This is a genomic window from Sphingobium soli, assembly GCF_020782245.1.
Classification (GTDB): Bacteria; Pseudomonadota; Alphaproteobacteria; order Sphingomonadales; family Sphingomonadaceae; genus Sphingobium; species Sphingobium soli.
Genome location: NZ_JAJGNP010000006.1, coordinates 35,574 through 57,682, shown reverse-complemented (window position 1 = coordinate 57,682; position 22,109 = coordinate 35,574). Strand labels below are relative to the sequence as shown.

At 62.8% G+C, this 22,109-nt stretch carries 24 protein-coding genes and 2 tRNA genes; 13 read left to right on the top strand and 13 right to left on the bottom strand.

What is annotated here, in order from left to right:
- Positions 1–84: 84 nt before the first annotated feature.
- Positions 85–852, bottom strand: a complete 768-nt coding sequence (otsB, locus tag LL253_RS09685) for a trehalose-phosphatase (RefSeq protein ID WP_228227055.1) — start codon at positions 850–852, stop codon at positions 85–87.
- A 226-nt stretch (positions 853–1,078) separates the two neighbouring features.
- On the opposite strand from otsB, the gene LL253_RS09680 reads away from it, so the two are divergent.
- From LL253_RS09680 to LL253_RS09670, 3 genes are all read left to right on the top strand, one after another.
- Entirely contained in the window at positions 1,079–2,173 is a 1,095-nt protein-coding gene (locus LL253_RS09680; protein WP_228227054.1) for a hypothetical protein, read from the top strand.
- Between the two features lie 66 nt (positions 2,174–2,239).
- Complete coding sequence (parC, locus tag LL253_RS09675) at positions 2,240–4,528, top strand: DNA topoisomerase IV subunit A (RefSeq protein WP_228222184.1); 2,289 nt, start codon at positions 2,240–2,242, stop codon at positions 4,526–4,528.
- Between the two features lie 60 nt (positions 4,529–4,588).
- Complete coding sequence (locus LL253_RS09670) at positions 4,589–6,340, top strand: putative bifunctional diguanylate cyclase/phosphodiesterase (RefSeq protein ID WP_407696091.1); 1,752 nt, start codon at positions 4,589–4,591, stop codon at positions 6,338–6,340.
- Here LL253_RS09670 and LL253_RS09665 read toward each other — a convergent pair.
- The 4 genes from LL253_RS09665 to LL253_RS09650 are packed head-to-tail and all read right to left on the bottom strand — an operon-like array spanning position 6,304 to position 9,232.
- Positions 6,304–7,515, bottom strand: a complete 1,212-nt coding sequence (locus LL253_RS09665) for a CCA tRNA nucleotidyltransferase (RefSeq protein WP_228227053.1) — start codon at positions 7,513–7,515, stop codon at positions 6,304–6,306. The two genes, LL253_RS09670 and LL253_RS09665, sit on opposite strands and share 37 nt — an antisense overlap.
- On the bottom strand, positions 7,496–8,107 hold the full coding sequence (locus LL253_RS09660; RefSeq protein WP_228227052.1) for a CoA pyrophosphatase: 612 nt from the start codon (positions 8,105–8,107) through the stop codon (positions 7,496–7,498). Before LL253_RS09660 ends, LL253_RS09665 begins: the two co-directional genes overlap by 20 nt.
- A complete protein-coding gene (locus tag LL253_RS09655; protein ID WP_228227051.1) occupies positions 8,104–8,670 on the bottom strand; it encodes a DUF1285 domain-containing protein in 567 nt (188 codons plus the stop codon). Before LL253_RS09655 ends, LL253_RS09660 begins: the two co-directional genes overlap by 4 nt.
- Positions 8,671–8,713: 43 nt before the next feature.
- Complete coding sequence (locus LL253_RS09650; RefSeq protein WP_228227050.1) at positions 8,714–9,232, bottom strand: GNAT family N-acetyltransferase; 519 nt, start codon at positions 9,230–9,232, stop codon at positions 8,714–8,716.
- A 128-nt stretch (positions 9,233–9,360) separates the two neighbouring features.
- Here LL253_RS09650 and LL253_RS09645 point away from each other — a divergent pair, with 128 nt between their 5' ends.
- On the top strand, positions 9,361–9,744 hold the full coding sequence (locus LL253_RS09645; RefSeq protein ID WP_228227049.1) for a dihydroneopterin aldolase: 384 nt from the start codon (positions 9,361–9,363) through the stop codon (positions 9,742–9,744).
- Between the two features lie 101 nt (positions 9,745–9,845).
- On the opposite strand, the gene LL253_RS09640 is transcribed toward LL253_RS09645, so the two are convergent.
- On the bottom strand, positions 9,846–10,793 hold the full coding sequence (locus LL253_RS09640; protein ID WP_228227048.1) for an isopenicillin N synthase family dioxygenase: 948 nt from the start codon (positions 10,791–10,793) through the stop codon (positions 9,846–9,848).
- Positions 10,794–10,896: 103 nt separating this feature from the next.
- Here LL253_RS09640 and LL253_RS09635 point away from each other — a divergent pair, with 103 nt between their 5' ends.
- Together LL253_RS09635 and LL253_RS09630 are read left to right on the top strand one after the other, a co-directional pair.
- A complete protein-coding gene (locus LL253_RS09635) occupies positions 10,897–11,304 on the top strand; it encodes an EVE domain-containing protein (RefSeq protein ID WP_228227047.1) in 408 nt (135 codons plus the stop codon).
- Positions 11,305–11,458: 154 nt separating this feature from the next.
- Positions 11,459–11,734, top strand: a complete 276-nt coding sequence (locus tag LL253_RS09630; RefSeq protein WP_009821956.1) for a hypothetical protein — start codon at positions 11,459–11,461, stop codon at positions 11,732–11,734.
- Positions 11,735–11,828: 94 nt separating this feature from the next.
- Here the strand turns inward: LL253_RS09630 and LL253_RS09625 are convergent, their stop codons facing one another.
- A complete protein-coding gene (locus tag LL253_RS09625; protein WP_031297471.1) occupies positions 11,829–12,131 on the bottom strand; it encodes a glycine zipper 2TM domain-containing protein in 303 nt (100 codons plus the stop codon).
- 121 nt (positions 12,132–12,252) lie between these two features.
- On the opposite strand from LL253_RS09625, the gene LL253_RS09620 reads away from it, so the two are divergent.
- On the top strand, positions 12,253–12,693 hold the full coding sequence (locus LL253_RS09620) for a cupin domain-containing protein (RefSeq protein WP_407696090.1): 441 nt from the start codon (positions 12,253–12,255) through the stop codon (positions 12,691–12,693).
- Between the two features lie 81 nt (positions 12,694–12,774).
- Positions 12,775–12,849, top strand: a tRNA-Thr gene (locus tag LL253_RS09615).
- Positions 12,850–12,866: 17 nt separating this feature from the next.
- Here LL253_RS09615 and LL253_RS09610 read toward each other — a convergent pair.
- Genes LL253_RS09610 through LL253_RS09600 form a run of 3 tightly spaced genes read right to left on the bottom strand, consistent with a single transcriptional unit; the run spans position 12,867 to position 16,247 of the window.
- Complete coding sequence (locus tag LL253_RS09610; RefSeq protein WP_228227045.1) at positions 12,867–13,724, bottom strand: hypothetical protein; 858 nt, start codon at positions 13,722–13,724, stop codon at positions 12,867–12,869.
- A complete protein-coding gene (locus tag LL253_RS09605; protein ID WP_009821952.1) occupies positions 13,721–15,040 on the bottom strand; it encodes a replication-associated recombination protein A in 1,320 nt (439 codons plus the stop codon). Before LL253_RS09605 ends, LL253_RS09610 begins: the two co-directional genes overlap by 4 nt.
- A 28-nt stretch (positions 15,041–15,068) precedes the next feature.
- Positions 15,069–16,247, bottom strand: a complete 1,179-nt coding sequence (locus tag LL253_RS09600) for a glycosyltransferase family 4 protein (RefSeq protein WP_009821951.1) — start codon at positions 16,245–16,247, stop codon at positions 15,069–15,071.
- A 125-nt stretch (positions 16,248–16,372) separates the two neighbouring features.
- Between LL253_RS09600 and LL253_RS09595 the strand changes: the two genes are divergently transcribed.
- The 3 genes from LL253_RS09595 (at position 16,373) to LL253_RS09585 (ending at position 18,108) form a co-directional block, all read left to right on the top strand.
- Positions 16,373–16,591, top strand: a complete 219-nt coding sequence (locus LL253_RS09595) for a hypervirulence associated TUDOR domain-containing protein (RefSeq protein WP_037542312.1) — start codon at positions 16,373–16,375, stop codon at positions 16,589–16,591.
- 84 nt (positions 16,592–16,675) lie between these two features.
- Complete coding sequence (locus LL253_RS09590) at positions 16,676–17,335, top strand: MOSC domain-containing protein (RefSeq protein WP_228227044.1); 660 nt, start codon at positions 16,676–16,678, stop codon at positions 17,333–17,335.
- A gap of 68 nt (positions 17,336–17,403) precedes the next feature.
- Positions 17,404–18,108 carry an NAD-dependent deacylase gene (locus LL253_RS09585; protein ID WP_407696089.1) on the top strand — a complete coding sequence of 235 codons (705 nt, stop codon included), beginning with the start codon at positions 17,404–17,406 and terminating at the stop codon, positions 18,106–18,108.
- 63 nt (positions 18,109–18,171) lie between these two features.
- Here the strand turns inward: LL253_RS09585 and LL253_RS09580 are convergent, their stop codons facing one another.
- From LL253_RS09580 to LL253_RS09570, 3 genes are all read right to left on the bottom strand, one after another.
- On the bottom strand, positions 18,172–19,197 hold the full coding sequence (locus tag LL253_RS09580) for a FecR family protein (RefSeq protein ID WP_228227043.1): 1,026 nt from the start codon (positions 19,195–19,197) through the stop codon (positions 18,172–18,174).
- A complete protein-coding gene (locus LL253_RS09575) occupies positions 19,115–19,720 on the bottom strand; it encodes a sigma-70 family RNA polymerase sigma factor (protein WP_228227042.1) in 606 nt (201 codons plus the stop codon). Before LL253_RS09575 ends, LL253_RS09580 begins: the two co-directional genes overlap by 83 nt.
- Before the next feature lie 187 nt (positions 19,721–19,907).
- Positions 19,908–20,105, bottom strand: a complete 198-nt coding sequence (locus tag LL253_RS09570; RefSeq protein ID WP_009821945.1) for a hypothetical protein — start codon at positions 20,103–20,105, stop codon at positions 19,908–19,910.
- Positions 20,106–20,233: 128 nt separating this feature from the next.
- Between LL253_RS09570 and LL253_RS09565 the strand changes: the two genes are divergently transcribed.
- Together LL253_RS09565 and tig are read left to right on the top strand one after the other, a co-directional pair.
- Positions 20,234–20,318, top strand: a tRNA-Leu gene (locus LL253_RS09565).
- 67 nt (positions 20,319–20,385) lie between these two features.
- Complete coding sequence (gene tig, locus LL253_RS09560; RefSeq protein WP_228227041.1) at positions 20,386–21,993, top strand: trigger factor; 1,608 nt, start codon at positions 20,386–20,388, stop codon at positions 21,991–21,993.
- Positions 21,994–22,109 lie beyond the last annotated feature (116 nt).

The following is a 22,109-nucleotide window of genomic DNA, read 5'->3' as shown; positions in this document are numbered from 1 at the left end:
CTGTTCGCTGGCATGCGTTTCGCCGTTGCTGTTGCTGATGTTTCTGCCCCCTTTTTGACTGCAACCAAGCCAATAGGCCGCCGTTCAGCCGAGCCGGGCAGCCCCTTCAGCCAGATAATGCCTGACGGCGGCAACCTGTTCCAACCCAAAGGCGGCAAAAGTCGATCGCGGCGCGCCGACCAGTATCCCCGCGCCGCCCTGCTCGGCGGCGGCGGCAAAGCCTTCCTCATCGGTCACATCGTCGCCGATGAAGACGGGAACGCCGCCCGCCATCGGGGCCTGCGCCATCAGGCGGCGCACCGCGCTGCCTTTGTCGGCGCCGCCCGGGCGCAGTTCGAACAGCATCTTGCCCGGTTGCACCGCCAGGTCGTGATCGTTGGCGAGCGCCATGGCGAGCGCGCGGGCCTCGTCGCCCCATTGCGGCGCGCCGCGAAAATGCAGCCCGACGCTGATCGTCTTGCGTTCGACCAGCAGGCCCGGCTTGTCCGCAATGAAATCGTTGAACGCATCCTCCACCGCGTCGATCGCCGGCAGGCGCGCAGGCGCGTCCACGTCCGCGCCCGGCGTAGCGAACTCCAATCCGTGCGTGCCGGCAATCAGGAAGTCGGTAAAGCCAAAGTCCCGCAGCGTCGCGACCGACCGGCCACTGACGATCGCCAAGCGCCCGTCCAGCGCGTCGCGCAGCCGCAACAGCGTCCCGATCAGTTCTTCGTCCACCTCGACGCCGCAGGGCGTATCGGCGATCGGCGCTAGCGTTCCGTCAAAGTCCAGAAACAGCGCCGCGCCCTCCAGTAAGCTGACGGATGGGGCCCGGAGCGGGGTGACGGCTGGGGAAGGGGGAGAATCAGACACCGGCGCAAAGTGGCGCTTTCCTCCCAAACCGCAACCCCTCTTTCGGTAAGTTTCACCCTTTTGATCGCGCCCGATACAATCGGGCGATTGACCAACATTACGGGTCGAAGCATTTGCCTGGCCCTTATCACCGGGGAAAAAGCGGAGCGTTTTGCATTGTCCTCCCAAACAGCCTAGTCGCAGCCGATTGCCCATCAGCCTATTTTCCCTATCCAACCGAGCATCTATGACGAACCGCCCGAATTTGTATCTTCATGTGGGTCCGGGAAAAACCGGGACGAGTGCCATTCAGCGGTGGCTGGGCAGTCAGGCTGACACGCTCAAGGCCTCCAGCTACCTATATCCAGTCCCCAAAGATTTATTGCTGTTTGAAGGGAATGCGTCGGTACTGGGAAATATTCTGCTACGCGACGCGGGGGATGAAGATGCCACGCGCGCCGAAATCAAGGTGATTATCGACCGACTGTCCCACCAGGTGGCCTCCGAAAGTTACGCACATCTGATATTGTCTTCCGAATATTTAGCTGGCGCGCAGATAAAAAATCTTCATCTCTTCAAGAATATCGCGTCGTCCTATTTTTCGATCAAAATTATCCTCGTGGCGCGGCATCCATATCCATGGCTCTGGTCCGTATGGGGTCAATTTGTTAAGCGCAACGGAGAGCGAAGAAGCTTTTCAGAATTTGCTGAACGGGCCGCGACCAGCTACGGTGTTCACAAGAAGTTCTTCGATATTTTCAGTGACGTAATCTTACTTTCATATTCCTCAAAGAATATCATAAGGGATTTCGCGCGAGCAATTGGGGTGGATCCGGATCAATTTGGAGTAGACGCAGCCCAGTCTGCAATCGTCAACCGATCTCTGACTGACCAGGAACTGCGTGCACTTCTCTGCGTGAACAGAATTTGCAAGAGTGCGACGGTCAGTACACGCATCTCAGACTATATGATTCAAAAGCGTCCCCATCTTACATCACACATGGAACTCGATCCTGCCGTGATGGCACGGATCGAAGCGCTATGCGGCGATGCCATGGGCTTTCTTGAAGCCCGACGTCCGGGGTGCACGAAATGGGCTCCCCCCCCAGGCGTAATCTTGGCTGATGCCGCCCCGGGCGGACCGCTCGTCATTCCGCAGGACGTGATGAGCTTCTCGTTAAAAGTCGTCAGGGATGAAGCAGCCAAAAATGCGAAGGCGGACGTAAGGGCGGAGATATCGGCGGCTTCGGCAGCGACTTTGCCACGACGCAAATGGCCCAATATCATCCGCTTGCCGTATAAATGGGGCAAGGGCTTGTGGAAGACTTGGCGCGCCGGCTGACCGGGCTAGTAGACAGGGCTGGCGCCCTTCTTGGCCAAAGCGCTGCGCGCTGCTATCCCGGACCGAATGACAGACTTCCGCGACCCGTTCGACGCCATCAAGGACCATCCCTTCGACGAAGCGCTGTCCCAGCGCTATCTCGTCTACGCGCTCTCGACCATTACCGCGCGCTCGCTGCCGGACCTGCGCGATGGCTTGAAGCCCGTGCATCGCCGCCTGCTCTGGGCGATGCGGCTGTTGCGGATGGAGCCGGGCGGGGCCAGCGCGGACGTGCTCACCGCCAATCCTGCCCGCAACACCACCGCCTACAAGAAATGCGCCCGCGTCGTGGGCGATGTGATCGGTAAATATCACCCGCATGGCGACGCGTCCGTCTATGACGCCATGGTGCGGCTGGCGCAGGATTTTTCCTTGCGCACGCCGCTGGTCGACGGGCAGGGGAATTTCGGCAATATCGACGGCGATAACGCTGCGGCCATGCGTTATACCGAAGCGCGCCTGACCCAGGCGGCGGCCGATCTGATGGCGGGCCTGGACGAAGGCACCGTCGATTTTCGCCCCACCTATAATGGCGAGGATGAGGAGCCGGAGGTGTTTCCCGGCCTCTTCCCCAATCTGCTCGCCAATGGCGCCAGCGGCATCGCGGTCGGGATGGCGACCAGCATCCCGCCGCACAATGTCGCTGAGTTGATCGACGCCGCCAACCTGCTGATCGACGATCCCGACGCCGATCATGGCGCGCTGATGCAGATCGTGCGCGGGCCTGACTTTCCCACCGGTGGCGTGCTGGTCGACAGTCCATCGATCATCGCCGAAGCCTATGCCACCGGGCGCGGCGCCTTCCGCACCCGCGCGCGCTGGCACAAGGAGGATCATGGGCGCGGCACCTGGATCGCGGTCGTCACCGAAATTCCCTACCAGGTGCAGAAGTCGAAACTGATCGAGCAGATCGCGGCGCTGATCAACGACAAGAAGCTTCCGATCCTGGCCGATGTGCGCGACGAATCCGACGCGGACATCCGCATCGTCATCGAACCGCGCGCCCGCACCGTCGACGATCAGGTGCTGATGGACAGCCTGTTCCGCCTGACTGACCTCGAAAATCGCTTTCCCCTCAATCTCAATGTGCTCGACTCCACGCACACGCCGCGCGTGCTGGGATTGAAGCCTCTTCTGGTCGAATGGCTGCGGCACCAGATTGACGTGCTGGTCCGGCGCGCGCGTCACCGGCTCGACAAGATCGCGGCGCGGGTCGAACTACTCGACGGCTATATCATCGCCTATCTGAACCTCGACCGGGTGATCGAGATCATCCGCACGGAGGACGAGCCAAAGGAGGTGATGATGGCCGAATTTGGCCTTACCGATCGCCAGGCCGAAGCGATCCTCAACATGCGCCTGCGCAGCTTGCGCAAGCTGGAGGAAATGGAGCTTCGCCGCGAGCATGACGAACTGCTCAAGGAACGCGACGAACTGGAAAAGTTGGTCGAAAGCCCGGCCCGGCAGCGCACCCGGCTCAAGAAGGACCTCGCCGCCCTGCGCAAGCGCTATGGTCCCGAAACCGATCTGGGGCGCCGCCGCACATTGGTCGAGGAAGCCGCGCCCGCGCGCGAAATCCCGTTGGAAGCGATGATCGAGCGCGAGCCGATCACCGTGATCCTCTCTGAACGCGGCTGGATTCGCGCCATGAGTGGCCATCGCGATCTGGCGGCGGCCGATACGCTCAAGTTCAAGGAAGGGGACGGCCCGCAATTCGCCTTCCATGCCTATACCACTGACAAGCTGCTGCTGGCGACGTCCACAGGGCGCGTCTTCACCCTGTCGTCGGATAAGCTGCCAGGTGGCCGCGGGTTCGGCGATCCGGTGCGCTCGCTCGTGGATATGGATAATGAAGGGGCGATCGTTGCCCTGATGCCCGCGCGCGCTGGCGGCGACCTGCTGCTTGCCTCGTCCGACGGGCGCGGCTTCATCGCTGCGATGGCCGACATCATGGCGGAAACGCGCAAGGGCAAGCAAGTCGTGAATGTCCGCGCCGGCGCGCGGCTCGCGGTCGTCCACCCTGTGACAGCCGACGCGGACAGCATTGCCGTCATTGGCGAGAACCGGAAATTGCTGGTCTTCGCCATCTCCGAAATGCCGCGCATGGCGCGCGGGCAGGGCGTCCAGCTGCAACGCTATCGCGATGGCGGCCTGTCTGACGCCATCGCCTTCCGCCTGGCCGACGGGCTGACCTGGGCGATGGGGGGCGACTCGGGCCGCACCCGCAATGAAACCGACATGACGCCGTGGAAGGTCGCGCGCGGCGCCGCCGGCCGAATGCCGCCCAACGGATTCCCGCGCGATAACCGGTTTTGAATTATTCGATTTCGGAATCTCGTTTTCAGAATATTTACCTAATCGCTTTAGCCCGGTCCCATGGAATCCGCGTCCGTGCGTCCTCGCCTGGCTCAGACGATCCGTAGCAAAGCGAGCTGCGGTGGCGCGGACCCCTGTGTCTGCACCATCGATGACCCTGCCCAATTCCTGATGGCGCTGCCCCAGGCTGCGGCGATCGTGGCCTATCATGACGATGGCCTCTCCGTGATCGCGGGTAACACGCGCTTCAATCGCGCGCTTGAACAGGGCCGGGTCAGTCCCGCAGATATACTGCCCAACTCCGCCTGGGCTGAACGCATTCGCGAATTCATCGCTTCCGGCAAGGATAACGCCTTTTTCGAAACGCGGCGTGAAGGAAAGCTCGGCCCGGAATATCATATGTGCACGATCGGTCGGCTGCATAGCCCGGATCCGGCGCAAAACCTGCTCCTGTTCACAGCGACCGACCACACCAATGAACGGGCAATCGAAAAGAATTTGCGGCGGGAACTGCTGGCAGACGGTCTCACCGCGCTTCCCAATCGCACGGGCTTTGGCGAAGAAATTGACGACCGGCTCAAGAATGGCGTCTGGCCCGACACGGCGCAGTTCGGCATCATTGCCATCGACCTGAGCCGGTTCAGCCGGGTCAATGAATCGCTGGGACCGATGGCCGGGGATGAATTGCTTATCACCGTGGCAAAGCGCCTGAAGTCCAGCCTGCGCCAGGGTGACGTGCTGGCGCGGATCGGTGGCAATGATTTCGCGATCTTTGCCCGTTTAAACAATGGCTTGTCAGATGTTCTTCACATTGTTCAGAGAATTCAGGATGCCATGGGATCGCCCATCCGGCTGAGCGACCTGCAAATTCGCGTCGATTGCGCCATTGGCTGCGCATTGTCTTTGAACCTGGACGATGATCCCGATGACGTCGTCCGCAAGGCGCAGGCCGCGGTCAAGATCGCCAAGCGAACCGGCAAGGTCGAAATTTATCGCAACGGCGTCCTCAAGGAAGCACAACGCCGCTTCTCGATCGAAAGCCGGCTGCGCGACGCCTTGTCACAGGGTGGATTGTCGCTGGCCTATCAGCCGCTCATTCACCTTCAAACTGGCGAGATTACCGGTTTTGAAGCGCTGGCCCGCTGGAACGACCCGGACCTTGGCAATGTGCCGCCGACCGAATTTATCGCGGTTGCAGAAGAAAGCGGCCTGATCACGTCCCTTGGACGCTGGGCCGCCTATGAAGCCGCACAGGCCCTGTCGCGGTGGGACGCGAAATATGGCCAGCCGCTGCCCGTCAGCGTCAATGTCAACGTATCGGCCATCCAGATCGCGCGCGACGACGTGGAAAGCATGTTCGAAGAAGCGCTGCGCTATGCCGGAATAGACGGCCGCCGCATGACCGCCGAACTGACCGAAAGCGCGATCGTTGCCGATCCCGATAAGGCGCGCAAATGGCTGGTTGCGCTCAAGGATCTCGATATGTCCATCGCCATGGACGATTTCGGGACGGGTTTTTCCAACCTTGCAAGCCTGCACAGCCTCCCGATTGACATTCTCAAGATCGATCGCAGCTTCGTGTCCTCCATGCTGGAGGATCACGACAAGATGGTGATCGTCCGCACCATCCTCTCGCTCGCGGAGTCGCTGAACCTCAAGGTGACGGCGGAAGGGATCGAAACCCAGGCTCTTGCGCTGCAACTCCAGAATCTGGGTTGCTGGCAGGGGCAGGGCTATTATTTCGCACGCCCGATGAACGAAGCCGACGCCTTCGACTATTGGCGCGCGCGCTGGAATTTCGAAACGATCTGATCGGCGATCTGATCGACACGGCCGTCGTCGGGAAAGTCTTCCTCCACCCATATCTGTTCGACCTGGCGCAGCGCCTTCGCCACATCCGGCCCCGGCGTCAGGCCTCGACTGATCAACGTGCCTCCGCTGATCGGCAGCTTGGGCGGCGTCCAGCCAATCACCTGGTCGAGCATGTCGATGGGCCGGGCGCTGTCCAGCAGCAGGCGGTCGATCGCGGCTTCGGTGCCGATCCGAAACGCCAGCGCCCGTGGCCGCTCGCCTACGCCGTCCTGCCCGAGTGCAAGCACCAGGCGTTTGCGCGCCTTGTTCGACAATTTCAGCCGTGCGCCGACCTGATCGGCCACAGCAGCGTCGGGCGGCAAAAGGGCCGCAAGCCGCCGCACGGGCGATGGCGGTAGCGCCGCCTGCGCCTCTCTTTCGATCAGCGCCTCCACCCGATCGACGCCGTCAATCGCCACCTCCGGCAGCACCGGGCGCAATATGCCGCCCTCGATCATCAGGCGCAGCGCCTGGCCGGGCGCTGCGACGGCCATCAGCTTGAGCAATTCGTCCGCAATCCGCTCGCGCGACAGCGCCATCAGGCTGTTTGCGGCGGCAACGCAGGCGGCATAGGCGCTATTGTCCACATCATTGTCGCCATAGCGCGCCAGGAAGCGGAAATAGCGCAGGATGCGCAAATGATCTTCGGCGATGCGCGCGTCCGCCTCGCCAATGAAACGGAGTCGCCGGGCTTTCAAATCCGCGATCCCGCCGAAATAATCGCTGATCGCGCCGGTCAGCGGGTCAGCATAGAGCGCGTTGATCGTAAAGTCCCGCCGGGCCGCGTCCTCGCGCCAGTCGTCGGTATAGGCGATGGTTGCGCGCCGGCCGTCGGTGCTGACGTCGCGGCGCAGGGTCGTGATCTCTACCGGCCCATCGGCCAGCACGGCCGTCACCGTGCCATGCTCGATCCCGGTCGGCACCGTCTTGATCCCTGCCCCCTGGAGGCGTTCCATGACCGTTACCGGTGGCAGCGACGTGGCGATGTCCAGGTCATTGACCGGCAGGCCCAGCAGTCCGTCCCGCACCGCGCCGCCGACATAGCGCGCCGTGCCTTCGGCGGCCCCAAGGGCAGATAGCAATGCGGAAAGGCCCCCGCGATGACGCCAGGGCGCATCAGGCAGCGAGACGGTCATGGCCGAGCCTGCGGGACAGATTGGCGAGAATGGCGGCGGTGATGCCCCATATGCGGCGACCTTCCCAGAATATCTCATAATAAGGGCGCATCGCACCGGCATATTCGACCTCGCGACGGATGCGGTTGGCAGGGTCGAGCGCGAAGGCGAGCGGTACCTCGAACCAGGCAGCCACTTCACTTTCCTGCGCGCGGAGCGGCAGGTCGGGCGGAATCACGCCCAGCACGGGCACGATGTCGAAACCGGTGAAGGTCTGGTAGCGATCGGATATCCCGACCACCTCGACCTGGTCTGGCGCTAGCGCGATTTCCTCCTGCGCCTCGCGCAGCGCGCCGGCGATTTCGTCGGCATCGGAAGGATCGACGCGGCCGCCGGGGAAGGCGACCTGCCCGGCATGTTTGCGCAACGCGGTCGATCGTTCGGTCAGGATCAGCCCCGGCTCGGGCCGATCGGTGATCGCAACCAGCACAGCCGCCGGTGCCAGCAGGATGTCGCCCTGGATCCGTGGATCGCGCACGTCCGACAGCGGCAGCGTGTCGCCCAGGCTATGCCCTTCTTGCAGCGCGGCGCGCAGCCGCAGCGCCAGCGTCATCGGGCGTTGTCCAGCGGGAAGAAGGTGCCATGGCTCCACACGCCGACGGGCTCCCCGCTTTCCTCCAGCGCCAGGTTCATCAGCTCATAATAGACGCTGCGGGAAATCAGCGCTTCCAACCCGCCACGCACGTGCAGATAAGGGCGCGGGCCGTCATGGGTATCGCGCAAGGCCAGCGCATTGTCCGGCCCGGCAGCTACCAGGTCCCCGGTGTTGAGCCGGAAGGCGAGCGCGCGATCCCGGCCTTCGCCTTCGCTCTTGAGCTCGACGGCAACAAAGGGCGCGTCCTCAACCTCGATGTCCAGTTTCTCGACCGGCGTCACCAGCACATGGGTGCCATCGCTCTCCCGCCGCAAGATGGTCGAAAATAGCCGCACCATCGCCTCTCGCCCGATCGGCGATCCCTGGTGATACCAGGTGCCGTCCCGGGCGATCCGCATTTCGCTGTCGCCGCAATGGTCGGGATTCCACTGCTCGACCGGCGGCAGCTTCTTTTCAGCGAGCAACCGGGCAATGTCGGGCAGCGACAAGGTGGCGAGATCGGGCAAGGGGTCCATCGGCATGGCTTCGAGATAGGAGCCCAAGCCGCCGAAGGCAAAGGGGGAATCAGGCCGAAATCGTGATCCGGGGGGTCAGCATGCCTTCGCCGCCCACCGGTCGGCCATCGAGCGACAGGGCGAGCAGACGGCGCTTCTCGAACGGACCGGGCGCATCCCATCCGCCCGTGCCATCGGCTGTAAAGCCCCAGAAACGGCCATAATATTCCGGATCGCCGATCATCATCAACGGTTCGGTGCGGAGCGCGCGTGCCTTGCCGATGACGGCATCCATCATCGCCCGGCCATGGCCGTCCTGTTGATGCGCAGGAGCCACCGCGACCGGCCCGATCATGATGAGCGGTATCTGCCGGCCATCCGCCTGCGTCAGGGCGACAGGCCAGCTTTGCAGCGTGCCGATCAACGCGTCGCCGCGACCGGCAATGGCCACCGACAGGGCCGGAATGATCGCCATGCCTTCCCGGATACGATAGGCGGTGCGGCCGTGGCGATCGGGCCCGAAAGCGGCGTCCAGCAAAGCCTCGATGGCGTCAGATGCAACAGTGTCCAAAGGGATAATGTCAGACACGCCTTGCCGATCCGCGATCAATGGCGCATGGGGCAGCGCCGGAAGCGGGGGCTTTAGCGCCCGCCTCGCAAAAGGAAAGAAAAATAGTCCCTGTCTGGGGTCAGGCTGTGGGCGATGGTTGGCAGGCTATGCATACGGGTTTTGACGATTTTCTGACGCTGGAGGTCAATAATCTCCATGTCGACGTGCTCACCGGCATTTATTCGGAGGAGACGCATCTTCCCCAGCCGCTGCGCATATCCATTCGCGCCCGCTTGCGAATCGCTGATCATTACGAGCCGGAAACGCCGCTCGGTCAGTCGAAAAACTATATGGACCTCAAACATGCGGCATCGACCGCGCTTCCCGAAGGCGTGCATTTCACATTGATAGAGGCGGTGGCCGACCATATCATCGACACCATCTTCCTTCAGGACGACAAGGTCAGCCATGTCGAAGTGAAGATCGTCAAGCTCGCGCTGAGCGAGCGCGGCGAGGAAATCGGCATTACGCTGGGCCGCGGGCGGAAATAGCGCGCGCGGAAAACAGCCCCGATTATCGCCTTTTTGGGGGCAGGGGGCCGTTCTCGCAACGCAGGGTGAAACCGTCCCGCCGCCTCGACGGCGGGACTTCGCTACCCCTTCTTGATCAACCCGATCTCGATCAACCGCTCGGTCAGATAGTCATGCGCGCTGATCGGCGGATCGCGACGCGGATTGTCGGCGCTCACGCACTGGGGCAGGGCGTCGATCATGAAATCCGGGCGCAGATGCAGGAAAAAGGGCATGGAATAGCGCGAATGCCCCCGCCTTTCGGGCGGAGGATTGACCACGCGATGGCTGGTCGAGGGCAGGACATGGTTGGTCAACCGCTGGAGCATATCGCCGACGTTGATCGCCAAAGCGCCCGGCGGCGGCACGACCGGCAACCAGTTGCCGTTGCGATCCTTGAGTTCCAGACCGCCTTCCTCGGCGCCCAGCAGCAGCGTGATGAGATTGATGTCCTCATGCGCACCCGCGCGAATGCCGGGCGCTTGCGGCGACACTGGAGGATAATGGAGCAGGCGCAGGATCGAATTGCCATTGTAGATGGGACCGTCGAACCAGCGTTCGGGCAGGCCGAGATAAAGGGCGATAGCTGACAGAAGCTCAGCGCCTACCCGGTCGAACTCGCGATACAGGTTGGCAAATACCGGCTTGAACTCCGGCATCTCGTCCGGCCAGACATTGGGCGGCATCGTTTGCGCCAGGGGGTCGCCCTCTGGCAAATCGCGACCCACATGCCAGAATTCCTTCAGGTCATTCTCGCTTGCGCCCTTGGCGATTTCTGTCCCGAATGCGGTGTATCCGCGCTGCCCGCCATTATATTTCGCGTCGTAGCGCCGCTTTGCGTCTTCAGGCAGATTGAAAAAGCGCCGTGCCATGGCCCAGCCTTCGTCGATCAGGCCGGGGTCCATGCCATGATCGCGCACCATCGCGAATCCGAACTGCTGAAAGGATTGGCCAAAGGCCTGGGCGAATTCCGCCTTGGACATCTCCGCCATGGACAGGACAGGCACCTGATCCAGCACCGTTTGCGACACCTTGCTATCTCCACATTCTTGAATGACCCTGTTCCGCCAAGGGGGCAGGGCCGTGTATGGCCGCATCCTTGATCGTCCCGGGCCGCTGTTGCAAGAAGGCAAAATGCACTATTGGCTCATGAAATCCGAACCCGATGTCTTCTCCTACGATGACCTGGTCGCGAAGGGCCAGGCGGAGTGGGACGGTGTGCGCAACCATGCCGCGCAGGGTCATATGCGCGCGATGCGCAAGGGTGATCTGGCCCTCTTCTACCACAGCAATATCGGCCTCGCGGCGGTCGGCATCATGACCATCGTGGAGGAAGCCGCGCCTGACAGCACCGATTCCTCGGGCAAATGGATCGCGGTTTGTGTCGCACCGAAGGAAAGGCTTGCCAATCCGGTCACACTCAAGGCCATGAAGACGCAGGATGCCCTGTCGGACATGGCGATCATCCGGCAGCCGCGCCTGTCCGTCAGCCCCCTGACACCGGCGCAATTCGACCATATTCTCGCTATGTCAAAGGATTGATGCCGTTCGTCTTGGCTGGTTGCGTCGACTGCAACCAGCATGCCCTTTTTTGCGATTGCCGTCCTGCTGCGCTGCAACATAGTGTGACGGCAAGCAGATAATAATATGTTCAAGAGGTGTTTGATCGGCATTCACAAGGAGAAACCCTATGCGAATGCTGTCCAAGTTGATTGTTGCCGGCGCGCTCAGCGCCATCGCCGCCACCGCTGCCCAGGCTGAAGACGCTACCAAGCAGCGCTTCACGCATGAAGGCTATACCTACGTCTATGACGTCAAGGATACCAAAACCGGCCAGAAGATTTCGGGCCGTCGCTACCCCGGTTCGGTCGCGTTCAACCTGTCGGTGAAGGATGGCAAGGTTTCGGGCGTGTCGAACGGCCAGTCGGTCAGCTTCCCCGTCGAGGAAGCCCGCGGGGCCGCATCCAACTGACGCCCGCTTTCACGGATAAAAAAGGGACGGCATCCGTACTGGATGTCGTCCCTTTTTTCGTTCGTGTTGCTTCAGCTAAGCGGGCCAAGTCCGATCAGCGGCAGCGGCGCTTGCTGTCGATTTCCTTGCCCAGTAGCGCGCCACCAGCAGCACCCAGGATCGTGCCGGTGGCGCGATCACCGCGCGTGTCGATCGCCCGGCCGACCAGCGCACCGCCGACGCCGCCGATGATCAGGCCCGTGGTCCCGTCCGACTTGCGGCAATAGGTGCGTCCGTCGCGACCGCGCCATTCCTTGTAGCGATGATGCTTGCGCGCTTGCGCGCCATCGGTGGGGACTGCCATCGAAACCGGAACCGCCAGCGACACGGCGGCGAGGGCCATAAGAGCTTTACGCATGAGTATCTCCTCCATTAGCGTGATTTGACGCTTGAACCCCCTTTTATTGATTGAGGTTGCATGAACCTGCGGCAACAGCCCAAGCCTTTGTTTCCACAGCCATAAAATTTGAGGTGAAATGATGCGCAGCGTCGATGAGCAGGATGGGAGGGTGCTGATCGCGGCCCTTGACCTGTCGCCCCATCCGGAAGGCGGATGGTATCGTGAGACTTGGCGCGCGGCGACGGCTGCTGACGGGCGGGCGGCCGGCACCGCGATCCTGTTCCTGCTGGAGGCGCATCAACACTCGCACTGGCATCGGGTCGATGCGGACGAACATTGGTTCTGGCACGCCGGCGCGCCACTCATCCTCTCCATCGCGTCTGCGGACGGCCCGGCATCCGAAGCCATCCTGGGGGCCGACATCATCGGTGGCCAGATGCCCCAGATGCTGGTCCCTGCGCATCACTGGCAATCGGCAAGGCCGCAGGGCGGATGGACGCTGGTCAGTTGCACCGTCACGCCGGGCTTCGAATTTGCCGGCTTCACCCTCGCGCCGCCCGGTTGGTCGCCTGGCAGCTAGAGCGCGTCTGTTCGTCTGACGATGCATCGGCATTTCGCCGTTGACCGCAATGCCGCCCGACATTAGGGCACTCGCCATCCAGCCGGCTTAGCACAGCGGTAGTGCAGCGGTTTTGTAAACCGAAGGTCGGGGGTTCGATCCCCTCAGCCGGCACCATTTCTCCTGAAGCCGTGTCACACCACCCCGAAGGTCCACCCTTCGGTGCGCGCGATCTCGTCCGTCAGCATGGCCGGAGCCCAGAGCGCGGGGGTCGTCGCCGTGCAGCGCATCCAGGCGGCGGTGACGATCGCGTCCGCGCCATGGTCATCCGGCATGGGCCCGTCATGCGGCCTCGACCCAAGCGCCGCCAGCGCCGAATCGAGCGCATTCGCATCGCGCATTTTCGTCCGCCCTTTGGGCCGCCCGGCCGCGCGCGCGGCGATGCTGGTATAAATTTCGACGATCAGCGAGCCGGCGGTGGGGCAGGGGTCGAATGGCCAGACCGGCACCTGCCGCCGCACATGGTGCAGCATCCGCATGCCCGCGAAACTCGCCTTCGCGACCTGTGCCGCGCCGATGGCATCATAGACGGTGGACGGCTTGCCGCCTCCGCCTGCATTATAGCGCGCCTCGCAGATGCGATGATGCATGAAGGCTGCTTTCACCCCATCCGCCTTGCCGAAATAAAAATGGCGGCGATGAGTAATCTCCAACAGGCTAGCCGCGCCCAGATCTGTGTCGTTGCAGATCGCATCGACATAGGCCCAGAACGCCGGCCCATCATCGGGCACCACGTCTCCGGGAAGATAGCCGCCTCGCTCAACGAAGGGCGGGGCGAAGCTGAAATCGAACCCGAACAGCGTGTTGCCGCGCGTCGCCTCCGCCCTCACCCAATCCGCCACCGCCTGCCGCGACCACAGGCCATCCGGCGCGGTGATCAACTGCGGAACGGCGTTGCCTGCGCCGCAAAGCGCTACCGCTATCCCCTTGTGGCGCGCGCCCTTCGCACCAGACCAGTCGATAGCGGCAAATCGCTCGAACCGGGGTGTCACCCTGTGCCGCGCTCCGCGCGCAGCCTGTCCCAATAGGCCATGCGTTCTGCCACGCGCGCCTCGAAGCCGCGATCGGTGGGGGCGTAGAAAGTCTGCGCCTCCATCTCTTCGGGCCAATAATTCGCGCCGGAAAAGCCTTCCGCCGCATCATGGTCATATTGGTAATTTTTACCATAGCCCACCTGCTTCATCAGCTTGGTGGGCGCATTGACGATATTCATTGGCGGCATCAGCGATCCGGTCTCGCGCGCCGAACGGAACGACGCCTTCATCGCCATATAGGCCGCGTTGGATTTGGGCGCGGTCGCGCAATAAAGACAGGCCTGCACGATGGCCAGTTCGCCTTCGGGACTGCCCAGAAAGTCATAGGCATCCTTGGCGGCCAGGCATTGCACCACGGCCTGCGGGTCGGCGAGGCCAATATCTTCCGTCGCGAACCGGACCAGCCGGCGCAGCACGTAAAGCGGCTCCTCGCCCGCCGTCAGCATCCGCGCCAGATAATAGAGCGCCGCCTGCGGATCGGACCCGCGCAGCGACTTATGGAGCGCGGAAATCAGATTATAATGGCCCTCCCGGTCCTTGTCATAGACCGCGACCCGGCGATGGAGCAGCGCGGACAGCCCGGCCGGATCGAGCGGCTCTGGAATGTCGATGGCGTAGAGGGTTTCGACCTGGTTCAGCAGGAAGCGCCCGTCGCCGTCCGCGCTCGCCAGCAACGCCTCACGCGCAGCCGGATCGAGCGGCAGGGGCCGTTCCATCAGCCCTTCGGCGCGGTCCAGCAATTGCTCCAGTGCAGCGGCGTCCAGCCGGCGCAGGATCAGCACCTGCGCGCGTGACAGCAGCGCCGCGTTCAGTTCGAAACTGGGATTTTCGGTCGTCGCCCCGACCAGCGTCACCGTGCCATTTTCGACGAAGGGCAGGAAACTGTCCTGCTGCGCGCGATTGAACCGGTGAATCTCGTCCACGAACAACAGCGTCTTTTCACCGTGGCGCGCATGATCCTTGGCCGCCGCGAACACCTTTTTCAGATCGGCGACGCCCGAAAACACCGCGGATATCGGTTCGAACCGCATGCCAACTGCATGGGCAAGCAAGCGCGAAATCGTCGTCTTGCCCGTACCCGGCGGGCCCCAGAAAATGATGGAGGATAATCGCCCCGCTGCGACCATCCGGCCGATCGCGCCGTCCGGCCCGGTCAGATGCTCCTGCCCGACGACATCGCCCAGCGTGCGTGGGCGCAGCCGGTCGGCGAGCGGTGCGGTATCGGGCGCGCCACCGGCGGCGGCGTCATCTGGGGAAGCGAACAGGTCGGCCATCGCCAGGGATATAGGGGCGGGCGGGCGATCAGGGAACAGGGCTGGAACGCGGAGCCAGTCCCTGCGCGCGCTGGCGAATGACGCGCAGATAGGTATCGACCAGCGCCTGATTGACCTGATCCCATCCGTTGCGCTCCGCCCGCTGCTGCGCCGCCTGGCCTGCCGCTGCGCGCGCGGCCGTGTCCACGCAATAATATTGCAAGGCGTCCGCGAATGCGCTGATGGCGCCAGGCCGGATCAACCGTCCGGTCACGCCTTCCGTCACCAGGCTCTCGCTGCCGGTCGCGCGCGCGGCAACCGTTGGCAGGCCGCATGCCATCGCTTCCAGCGTCACATTACCAAAGGTTTCGGTGACCGAAGGATTGAACAGCATGTCCATGCTGGCCACCGCGCGGCCCAGGTCCGCGCCCTTTTGAAAGCCTGTAAAGACCGCGCCGGGCAATCTGTTTTCAAACCATTCGCGCGCCGGGCCTTCGCCCACCACCAGCACTTTATGCGGCACCTGCCGCTGCGCCAGTTGATCGACCGTGTCGGAAAAGACGTCCAGCCCCTTCTCCATCACCAGCCGGCCGATGAAGCCGATCACCGGCATGTCGTCGCCGATACCCAGCGATCGCCGCCACGCCATGTCGCGCCGCGCCGGGCAGAAAATCTCGCGATCTATGCCGCGTGTCCAGATGCCCACATCATAGCTCATCCGCTGATCGCGCAGCAGTTGCGCCATGGATTCGGACGGGGCGACGATAGCGTCGCACCGCCGGTAGAAGCGCCGCAGCATCGATTCGATCAGCGGCTCCAGAAAGGCCAGACCATAATAGCGTGGATAGGTTTCGAAGCGCGTATGCACCGACGCGACCGTGGGCAGGCCGTGTGCCCGTGCCCAGCTGACCGCACGATGTCCCAACGGATCGGGGCTCGACACATGCACCAGATTGGGGCCGAACTGTTTGAGATCGCGGCGTAACGCGCCGGACAGGCGATAGGGGACCCGATATTCCTTTCGCCCCGGCACGGCGAAGGAGGGGGCGCTAACCAGGTCGCCGGCCGGCTCGAACGCGGGCGTGTCCACAGTCGGCGAATAGACGCGCACGGCGGCTCCCTGGCGCAACAAATAGGATACGAACCGGTTGAGCGCCTGGTTCGCGCCATCGCGCACATAGTTGTAATTGCCGCTGAACAGGGCGACACGAAGGCCGGTAGCATCCATCGCAGCGCCTTAGCCGAACAGAAATGAAAACCCAAGGGAACCGCGCAAGCCCTTGGGAATTTTGCTTTCGCACGTTGATGAACCGGCCGGCGCGGCATGCGCCCCATAAAGGAGAGGATGCCCCTATGACCGATAGTTTCCGCAAAGGAAAAAGGGTCAAGTGGAACTGGGGGCAGGGCGTCGGCCGGGGGCGCGTGGAAGAGCGGTTCGATCGCCATGTCGAACGCACGATCGAAGGCTCCAAAATCCGCCGTAATGGCAGCAAGGACAATCCCGCCTATCTGATCAAGGTGGACGATGGCGGGGAAGTGCTCAAGCTCGGATCGGAACTGAGCGCCAGCTAGGAGCGCTGGCCAAGTTCCTCTGACGGGGCCGGTGGCCGCAGATCGGCCATGGCATCCTGCCTGCCATCATGGCATCCCGGCGGAATGACCGTGAATTTCATGACTGTCGATGCGCTCCTCGTCGGGACGCCCGTGCCGTTTCGGGACGATGCCTATAGCGCCATCGCCAAACGGCCCGTGACCGGGCCGGTCCGCGTCGGGTGGGATGGACTGGAAGGCGATGCGGTTGCCGACCGTGTCCATCATGGTGGCTGGGACAAAGCAATCCACCTCTATGCGCAGGATCATTATGGCTGGTGGCGGGATCGTCTGCCTGGCCATAGGCTGCTTGAAAGCCCTGGTGCCTTTGGCGAGAATATTGCGACGCGGGGCCTCACCGAATCGCAAGTTTGCCTTGGCGACCGCTTCACCTTCGGCAGCGCCGTTGTAGAAATCAGCCATGGCCGCCAGCCCTGCTGGAAACTTGACCATCGTTTCGGCGCCCGCGACGTCATGGCGACGATCGTCAAGACCGGCCGGTGCGGCATTTATTTGCGCGTCATCCAGGAAGGGATGGCGGAGGCGGGGACCCGAATGACGCTGCTTGACCGGCCCTTTCCCGAATGGACCATCGATCGCGTATTCCGGCTGCTGATCGGCGGCGGGCACAAGAAGGACCCTGCCGGCGTGCGCGCCCTCGCGGACATGCCGGTCCTGGCGGAAACATGGCGGGACCGCGCGCGCAAGCTGGCGCCGGTGGCCTAGGCTTTTTTTAGCGAGTCCGATCGACCTGACGGTGGAAGCGTCCGTCCAGCGCTCATAAGGTCCTGGTCATGCAGATGAACCGCTCCGACTCGATCGTCATTCTGACTGGCGCCGGCATTTCGGCCGAAAGCGGCCTTGCGACGTTCCGAGGGCCTGACGGCCTATGGGAGGGGCATAGGGTAGAAGACGTCTGCACGCCCGAAGCGCTGGCGCGCGATCCGGCGACGGTTCACCGTTTCTATGACGAACGGCGGGCCAAATTGGCGCAGGTCGCGCCTAATGCCGCCCATCAGGCGCTGGCCCGTCTTGATCGGGAGTGGCCGGGCGGGTTGCTGATCGTCACCCAGAATGTCGACGATCTGCATGAGCGCGCCGGCGCGACGCGGCTGCTCCACATGCATGGAGAGCTGAAATCGGCCCTGTGCGCCGCCTGCGGGGCGGCTGCGCCCTGGACTGATGCTCTGCCGCCGGCTTCGACCTGCGCCAAGTGCAACGAACCACGGCTGCGTCCCGACATCGTCTTTTTCGGCGAAATGCCCTATCAGATGGACCGGATCTACGACGCGCTTGAAAACGCAGACCTGTTCGTGTCGATCGGGACATCGGGCGCGGTCTATCCTGCCGCCGGCTTCGTGCAGACCGCCCGCGCCGTTGGCGCGCGCACCATCGAACTCAATCTGAAGCCGTCGGCGGGCAGCGCCCTGTTCGATGAAACCCGACTCGGCCCCGCCACGCGGCTCGTGCCCGAACTGGTCGACATGCTGCTGCGCTAGGCGCAAGCGACGTTCGACTCCCTATCCGCGCCGCAAGCGGCGCCGGGCTCCAAATCCGCGCGCCTAGGCGAGAGGAGGGGGCTCACCATCCGCGGCATTGTCGCGATACAGCAGCATCACTGATCCATCCTCGCCATCCACCACTCGGATCGGCAGGCTCAATTGCAGGGCGGACAGAAACTCCTGGCTGTCGGTGGTGCGAAATCGTCCGCCGATCCGCAGCGCCGACACGCGGGTATCGCCGATCAGGATCGGGGCCTTGCGATAGCGGTTGAACTCATCCGCCGCCTGCTCGACGGTTTCGCCGTCCAGTTCCACCATCTGCGCGCGCCAGGCGGTGCGCTGCTCGACGATCTTTGGACCCAGTCGGGTGAGGGAAATGCTGCGCGGCTGGATCACCGCCCCGCTGCCGGCCGCCACCTGCTGCAACGGGCTGTCGCCGCAATGGACGGTCACCTTCCCATGGGTGACGGTCAGTTCCACCAGCGACGGCCGCAACCGGACGTTGAACGCGGTGCCGACCGCGCGGATCACCGCAGCGCGCGCTTCCACATCGAACGGGCGCGCGGGATCATGGCTGATCTCGAACGACACCTCGCCCTTCATCACCCGGACCTTGCGGCCATTGCTGGTGAACCGGGCCTCGACCTCGCTGTCACTGTTGAGGTGCAGGATGGACCCATCTTCCAGCGCGATGTCGCGCATCTGGCCCACGCCGGTTTCATAGCGCTCCACGCCGCTGAACGTACGCACGGTCACGATCGCGGCGACGACGAACAATAATATGGCGACACCGGCGGCGACCATGATGTTGCGCGACAGGCGGCGCTGGTCGGCTTCGCTGATGATTTGCTGCATCGGGGGCAGCGTGATGTCGGCGGCCGCGCTTTTCAGCCGTTCCGATGCGTCCCAGGCGGCTTCCGCCCGGGCAAAGGCTACGGCATGACGGGGATCGGCCTCGATCCAGGCGCAGATTTCTGCTTCATCGTCCGGGCTGGGATCGCTGTTAAGCCTGGCCAGCAGGCGCGCGGCTTCCGCCTCGATCGCGTCCCTGCCCGCGTAGCTTGAACCTGGTTCCGACGCCTGCACGTTCGAAGTCCGTTTCCTCACGTTCCGCCCAGGCCCGCATAACTATTGCGATTGCTTTGGCCAGATGTTTTTCAACTGTTGAAACGGACAGGGACATTTCCTCCGCTATTTCCAGCATCGATTTTTCGTGAATGCGTCGCAGGATGAAGACGCGGCGGCATTGCGCCGGCAGCGACTCGACGATCACCTCGACCTGGCGCAGCGCTTCACGGGCATGAAGCTGCGCCTCGATGTTATTTTCGCCGCCCAGCAGTTCCAGATCGGCGATCGTCTCGAAACTCACCACCTTGTTGCGGCGGGCGGTGTCGATGACCAGATTGCGGGCAATCGTGAACAGATAGGCCCGGCCCGTCGTCACATTTTCCCAATTTTCAGTGGCATAGGCGCGGGCCAGAACCTCGGCGACCATGTCTTCCAATTCATGGGTGGACGGCAATATTCGCCGCAGCCGACCGCGAAGCGCAACCTCCTGCGGTAATATGACCGTTTTGAACCATTCCAGTTTGGCGCGAACCCGTTGCACATGGACCCCCTGATCGTTGTCAGCCGCGCCTCTCCCGATTTCTTTTATCTGTCATAGTTCAATCATGGATGCAGGGGCCTGTCCACCCGAACGGAAGCCTATTTTTAACGATCGACCCAAAAGTTCCAAATCCGAGTAAATTTATTATCCTGCTGTGGCATATGGCGCACAGTTGATGCGCCGCGCATCAATCCGGCGGCGGTGGCAGCTCGGTCGGTGCCCGATCGGGCTGGTCATAATCGGGGGATACAGGCGTGATTTCGTCCGGCTCGGTCATCGGCGTTTCGGCAGGCCGTTCGGGCACGGGCATTTCGTCGGGTGATTGCGGTTGAATGCGGTCGGGCGGCGGAACGGCGGCGGGGTTTGGGTCGGGCTGGGTGGCCATGGGCCTCTCCTTGACGGGGGTTTGTCATGACAGTTACGCATGGCGCGTTCAGCCAGTTCCGCCGGCTGATCCACTATCCCTTGCCACTGACCGCGCTTTTCTCTATGCCGCGCCGACCGGCGACCGATGCGGGCGTGGCGAAACTGGTAGACGCGCCAGATTTAGGTTCTGGTATCGCAAGATGTGGGGGTTCGAGTCCCTTCGCCCGCACCAGTGCGCCAGGTCCAGGCCATCGCAGGCGCCACCGAAATTCAGCTGAAGAAAGCGTTTGAGAGAAGAGATGCAGACTGTCGAGACGTTGAACGAGGGCCTGAAGCGCGCCTACACCGTGACCATCACATCGAAGGATATCGACGCTCGCGTTGACAAGGAAGTAAAGGCGATCGCGCCGCAGGTGCGGATGCCCGGCTTCCGCCCCGGCAAGGTGCCGGCCAACCTTGTCAAGAAGATGCACGGTGAATCGCTTCAGCGCGATGCACTCAACAACAGCATCCAGGACAGCATCCAGAAGCTGATCGCCGACCAGAAGCTGCGTCCCGCGATGCAGCCCTCGGTCGAACTGGACGAAGGGTTCGAATTCGGCAAGGACGCTGAGGTCAAGGTCGAGCTGGAAGTGCTGCCCGAAATCACGGCGCCCAGCATCGAAGGGCTCAAGCTTGAGCGGCTGACCGTCGAAGTCGCCGACGACAAGGTCGCCGAAGCCGCCGCCCGTATCGCCGGCCAGCAGGGCGCGCTGGAAGACCATGCCGATGATCATGCCGCGGCCGAAGGCGACACGCTGGTGATCGATTTCGTCGGCAAGGTCGATGGCGAAGCGTTCGAAGGCGGCAGCGCCGAGGATATCCGCTTGAAGATCGGTTCGGGCCAGTTCATTCCGGGCTTCGAAGAGCAGCTGACCGGCGTCAAGAAGGGTGAAGAAAAGACGATCGACGTCACTTTCCCCGAAGATTATGGCGCTGAACATCTGGCCGGCAAGGCTGCGACCTTCGATGTCACGGTGAAGGCGGTGCTGAACGGCGACAAGCCCAAGGTCGACGAGGATTTCGCCAAGTCGCTGGGCTTGGAAAGCCTCGACAAGCTCAACGAACTGCTCAAGGGCCAGATCGAGCAGGAGCATAACGGCCTCACCCGCACCCACATGAAGCGCAAGCTGCTGGACCAGCTGGCCGCCAATCATGATTTCGACGTCCCGCCCAGCATGGTGGAGGCCGAATTCAACCAGATCTGGCAGCAGCTCGAGCATGAAGCGAGCCACGAGGAAGATCCCGAAGCCGCGCTCAAGGAAATGGAAGCCGAAAAGGAGGATTATCGCGCCATCGCCGTGCGTCGCGTCCGCTTGGGCCTCCTGCTCTCGGAAATTGGCCAGGCTAATGGCGTGACCGTGTCGGACCAGGAAATGAATCGCCTCATCATGCAGGCTGCGCAGCAGTACGGCCCGCAGGATCGCGAGCGCTTCGTGCAATATGTCCGTCAGGACCCGATGGCCGCCGCTCAGCTGCGCGCGCCGCTCTATGAGGACAAGGTCGTCGACTTTCTGTTCGAAAAGGCGGAAATCACTGATCGCGCCGTGACCCGTGAGGAACTGGAAGCGGCAATCGAGGCGGAAGATGGCGACATCAAGCCGCATGTCCATGGCCCCGACTGCGGCCATGACCATGATCATGACGACAAGCCCAAAGCGAAGAAGGCCGCCCCCAAGAAAAAGGCCGCCGAACCCGCCAAGGCTGATGAAGACGCTGCGCCGGCCGCCGAAGAAGCGCCTGCCAAGAAGCCGGCCGCCAAGAAAGCTGCGGCCAAGAAGGACGATGCCGTAGAGGCCGATGCCACGACCGAGGAAAAGCCCAAGAAGAAGGCTGCTCCCAAGAAGGCTGCTGCCAAGGCTGAATAAGCCTTACGGCCACACATGAACAGGCGCCCCGCTTCCTCTACGGAAGCGCGGGCGCTTTTCATTTCGGGACCGGCATGGCAGATGAAATCTTAATCATGATGCGCCATGGCTGTCGC

What these genes read in the sequence shown, in the direction of transcription:
- LL253_RS09680 (WP_228227054.1), top strand. Translation starts at nt 1,079, where the DNA reads ATGACGAACCGCCCGAATTTGTATCTTCATGTGGGTCCGGGAAAAACC.
- parC (WP_228222184.1), top strand. Translation starts at nt 2,240, where the DNA reads ATGACAGACTTCCGCGACCCGTTCGACGCCATCAAGGACCATCCCTTC.
- LL253_RS09670 (WP_407696091.1), top strand. Translation starts at nt 4,589, where the DNA reads ATGGAATCCGCGTCCGTGCGTCCTCGCCTGGCTCAGACGATCCGTAGC.
- LL253_RS09665 (WP_228227053.1), bottom strand. Translation starts at nt 7,515, where the DNA reads ATGACCGTCTCGCTGCCTGATGCGCCCTGGCGTCATCGCGGGGGCCTT.
- LL253_RS09660 (WP_228227052.1), bottom strand. Translation starts at nt 8,107, where the DNA reads ATGACGCTGGCGCTGCGGCTGCGCGCCGCGCTGCAAGAAGGGCATAGC.
- LL253_RS09655 (WP_228227051.1), bottom strand. Translation starts at nt 8,670, where the DNA reads ATGCCGATGGACCCCTTGCCCGATCTCGCCACCTTGTCGCTGCCCGAC.
- LL253_RS09645 (WP_228227049.1), top strand. Translation starts at nt 9,361, where the DNA reads ATGCATACGGGTTTTGACGATTTTCTGACGCTGGAGGTCAATAATCTC.
- LL253_RS09635 (WP_228227047.1), top strand. Translation starts at nt 10,897, where the DNA reads ATGCACTATTGGCTCATGAAATCCGAACCCGATGTCTTCTCCTACGAT.
- LL253_RS09630 (WP_009821956.1), top strand. Translation starts at nt 11,459, where the DNA reads ATGCTGTCCAAGTTGATTGTTGCCGGCGCGCTCAGCGCCATCGCCGCC.
- LL253_RS09625 (WP_031297471.1), bottom strand. Translation starts at nt 12,131, where the DNA reads ATGCGTAAAGCTCTTATGGCCCTCGCCGCCGTGTCGCTGGCGGTTCCG.
- LL253_RS09620 (WP_407696090.1), top strand. Translation starts at nt 12,253, where the DNA reads ATGCGCAGCGTCGATGAGCAGGATGGGAGGGTGCTGATCGCGGCCCTT.
- LL253_RS09605 (WP_009821952.1), bottom strand. Translation starts at nt 15,040, where the DNA reads ATGGCCGACCTGTTCGCTTCCCCAGATGACGCCGCCGCCGGTGGCGCG.
- LL253_RS09600 (WP_009821951.1), bottom strand. Translation starts at nt 16,247, where the DNA reads ATGGATGCTACCGGCCTTCGTGTCGCCCTGTTCAGCGGCAATTACAAC.
- LL253_RS09595 (WP_037542312.1), top strand. Translation starts at nt 16,373, where the DNA reads ATGACCGATAGTTTCCGCAAAGGAAAAAGGGTCAAGTGGAACTGGGGG.
- LL253_RS09590 (WP_228227044.1), top strand. Translation starts at nt 16,676, where the DNA reads ATGACCGTGAATTTCATGACTGTCGATGCGCTCCTCGTCGGGACGCCC.
- LL253_RS09585 (WP_407696089.1), top strand. Translation starts at nt 17,404, where the DNA reads ATGCAGATGAACCGCTCCGACTCGATCGTCATTCTGACTGGCGCCGGC.
- LL253_RS09570 (WP_009821945.1), bottom strand. Translation starts at nt 20,105, where the DNA reads ATGGCCACCCAGCCCGACCCAAACCCCGCCGCCGTTCCGCCGCCCGAC.
- tig (WP_228227041.1), top strand. Translation starts at nt 20,386, where the DNA reads ATGCAGACTGTCGAGACGTTGAACGAGGGCCTGAAGCGCGCCTACACC.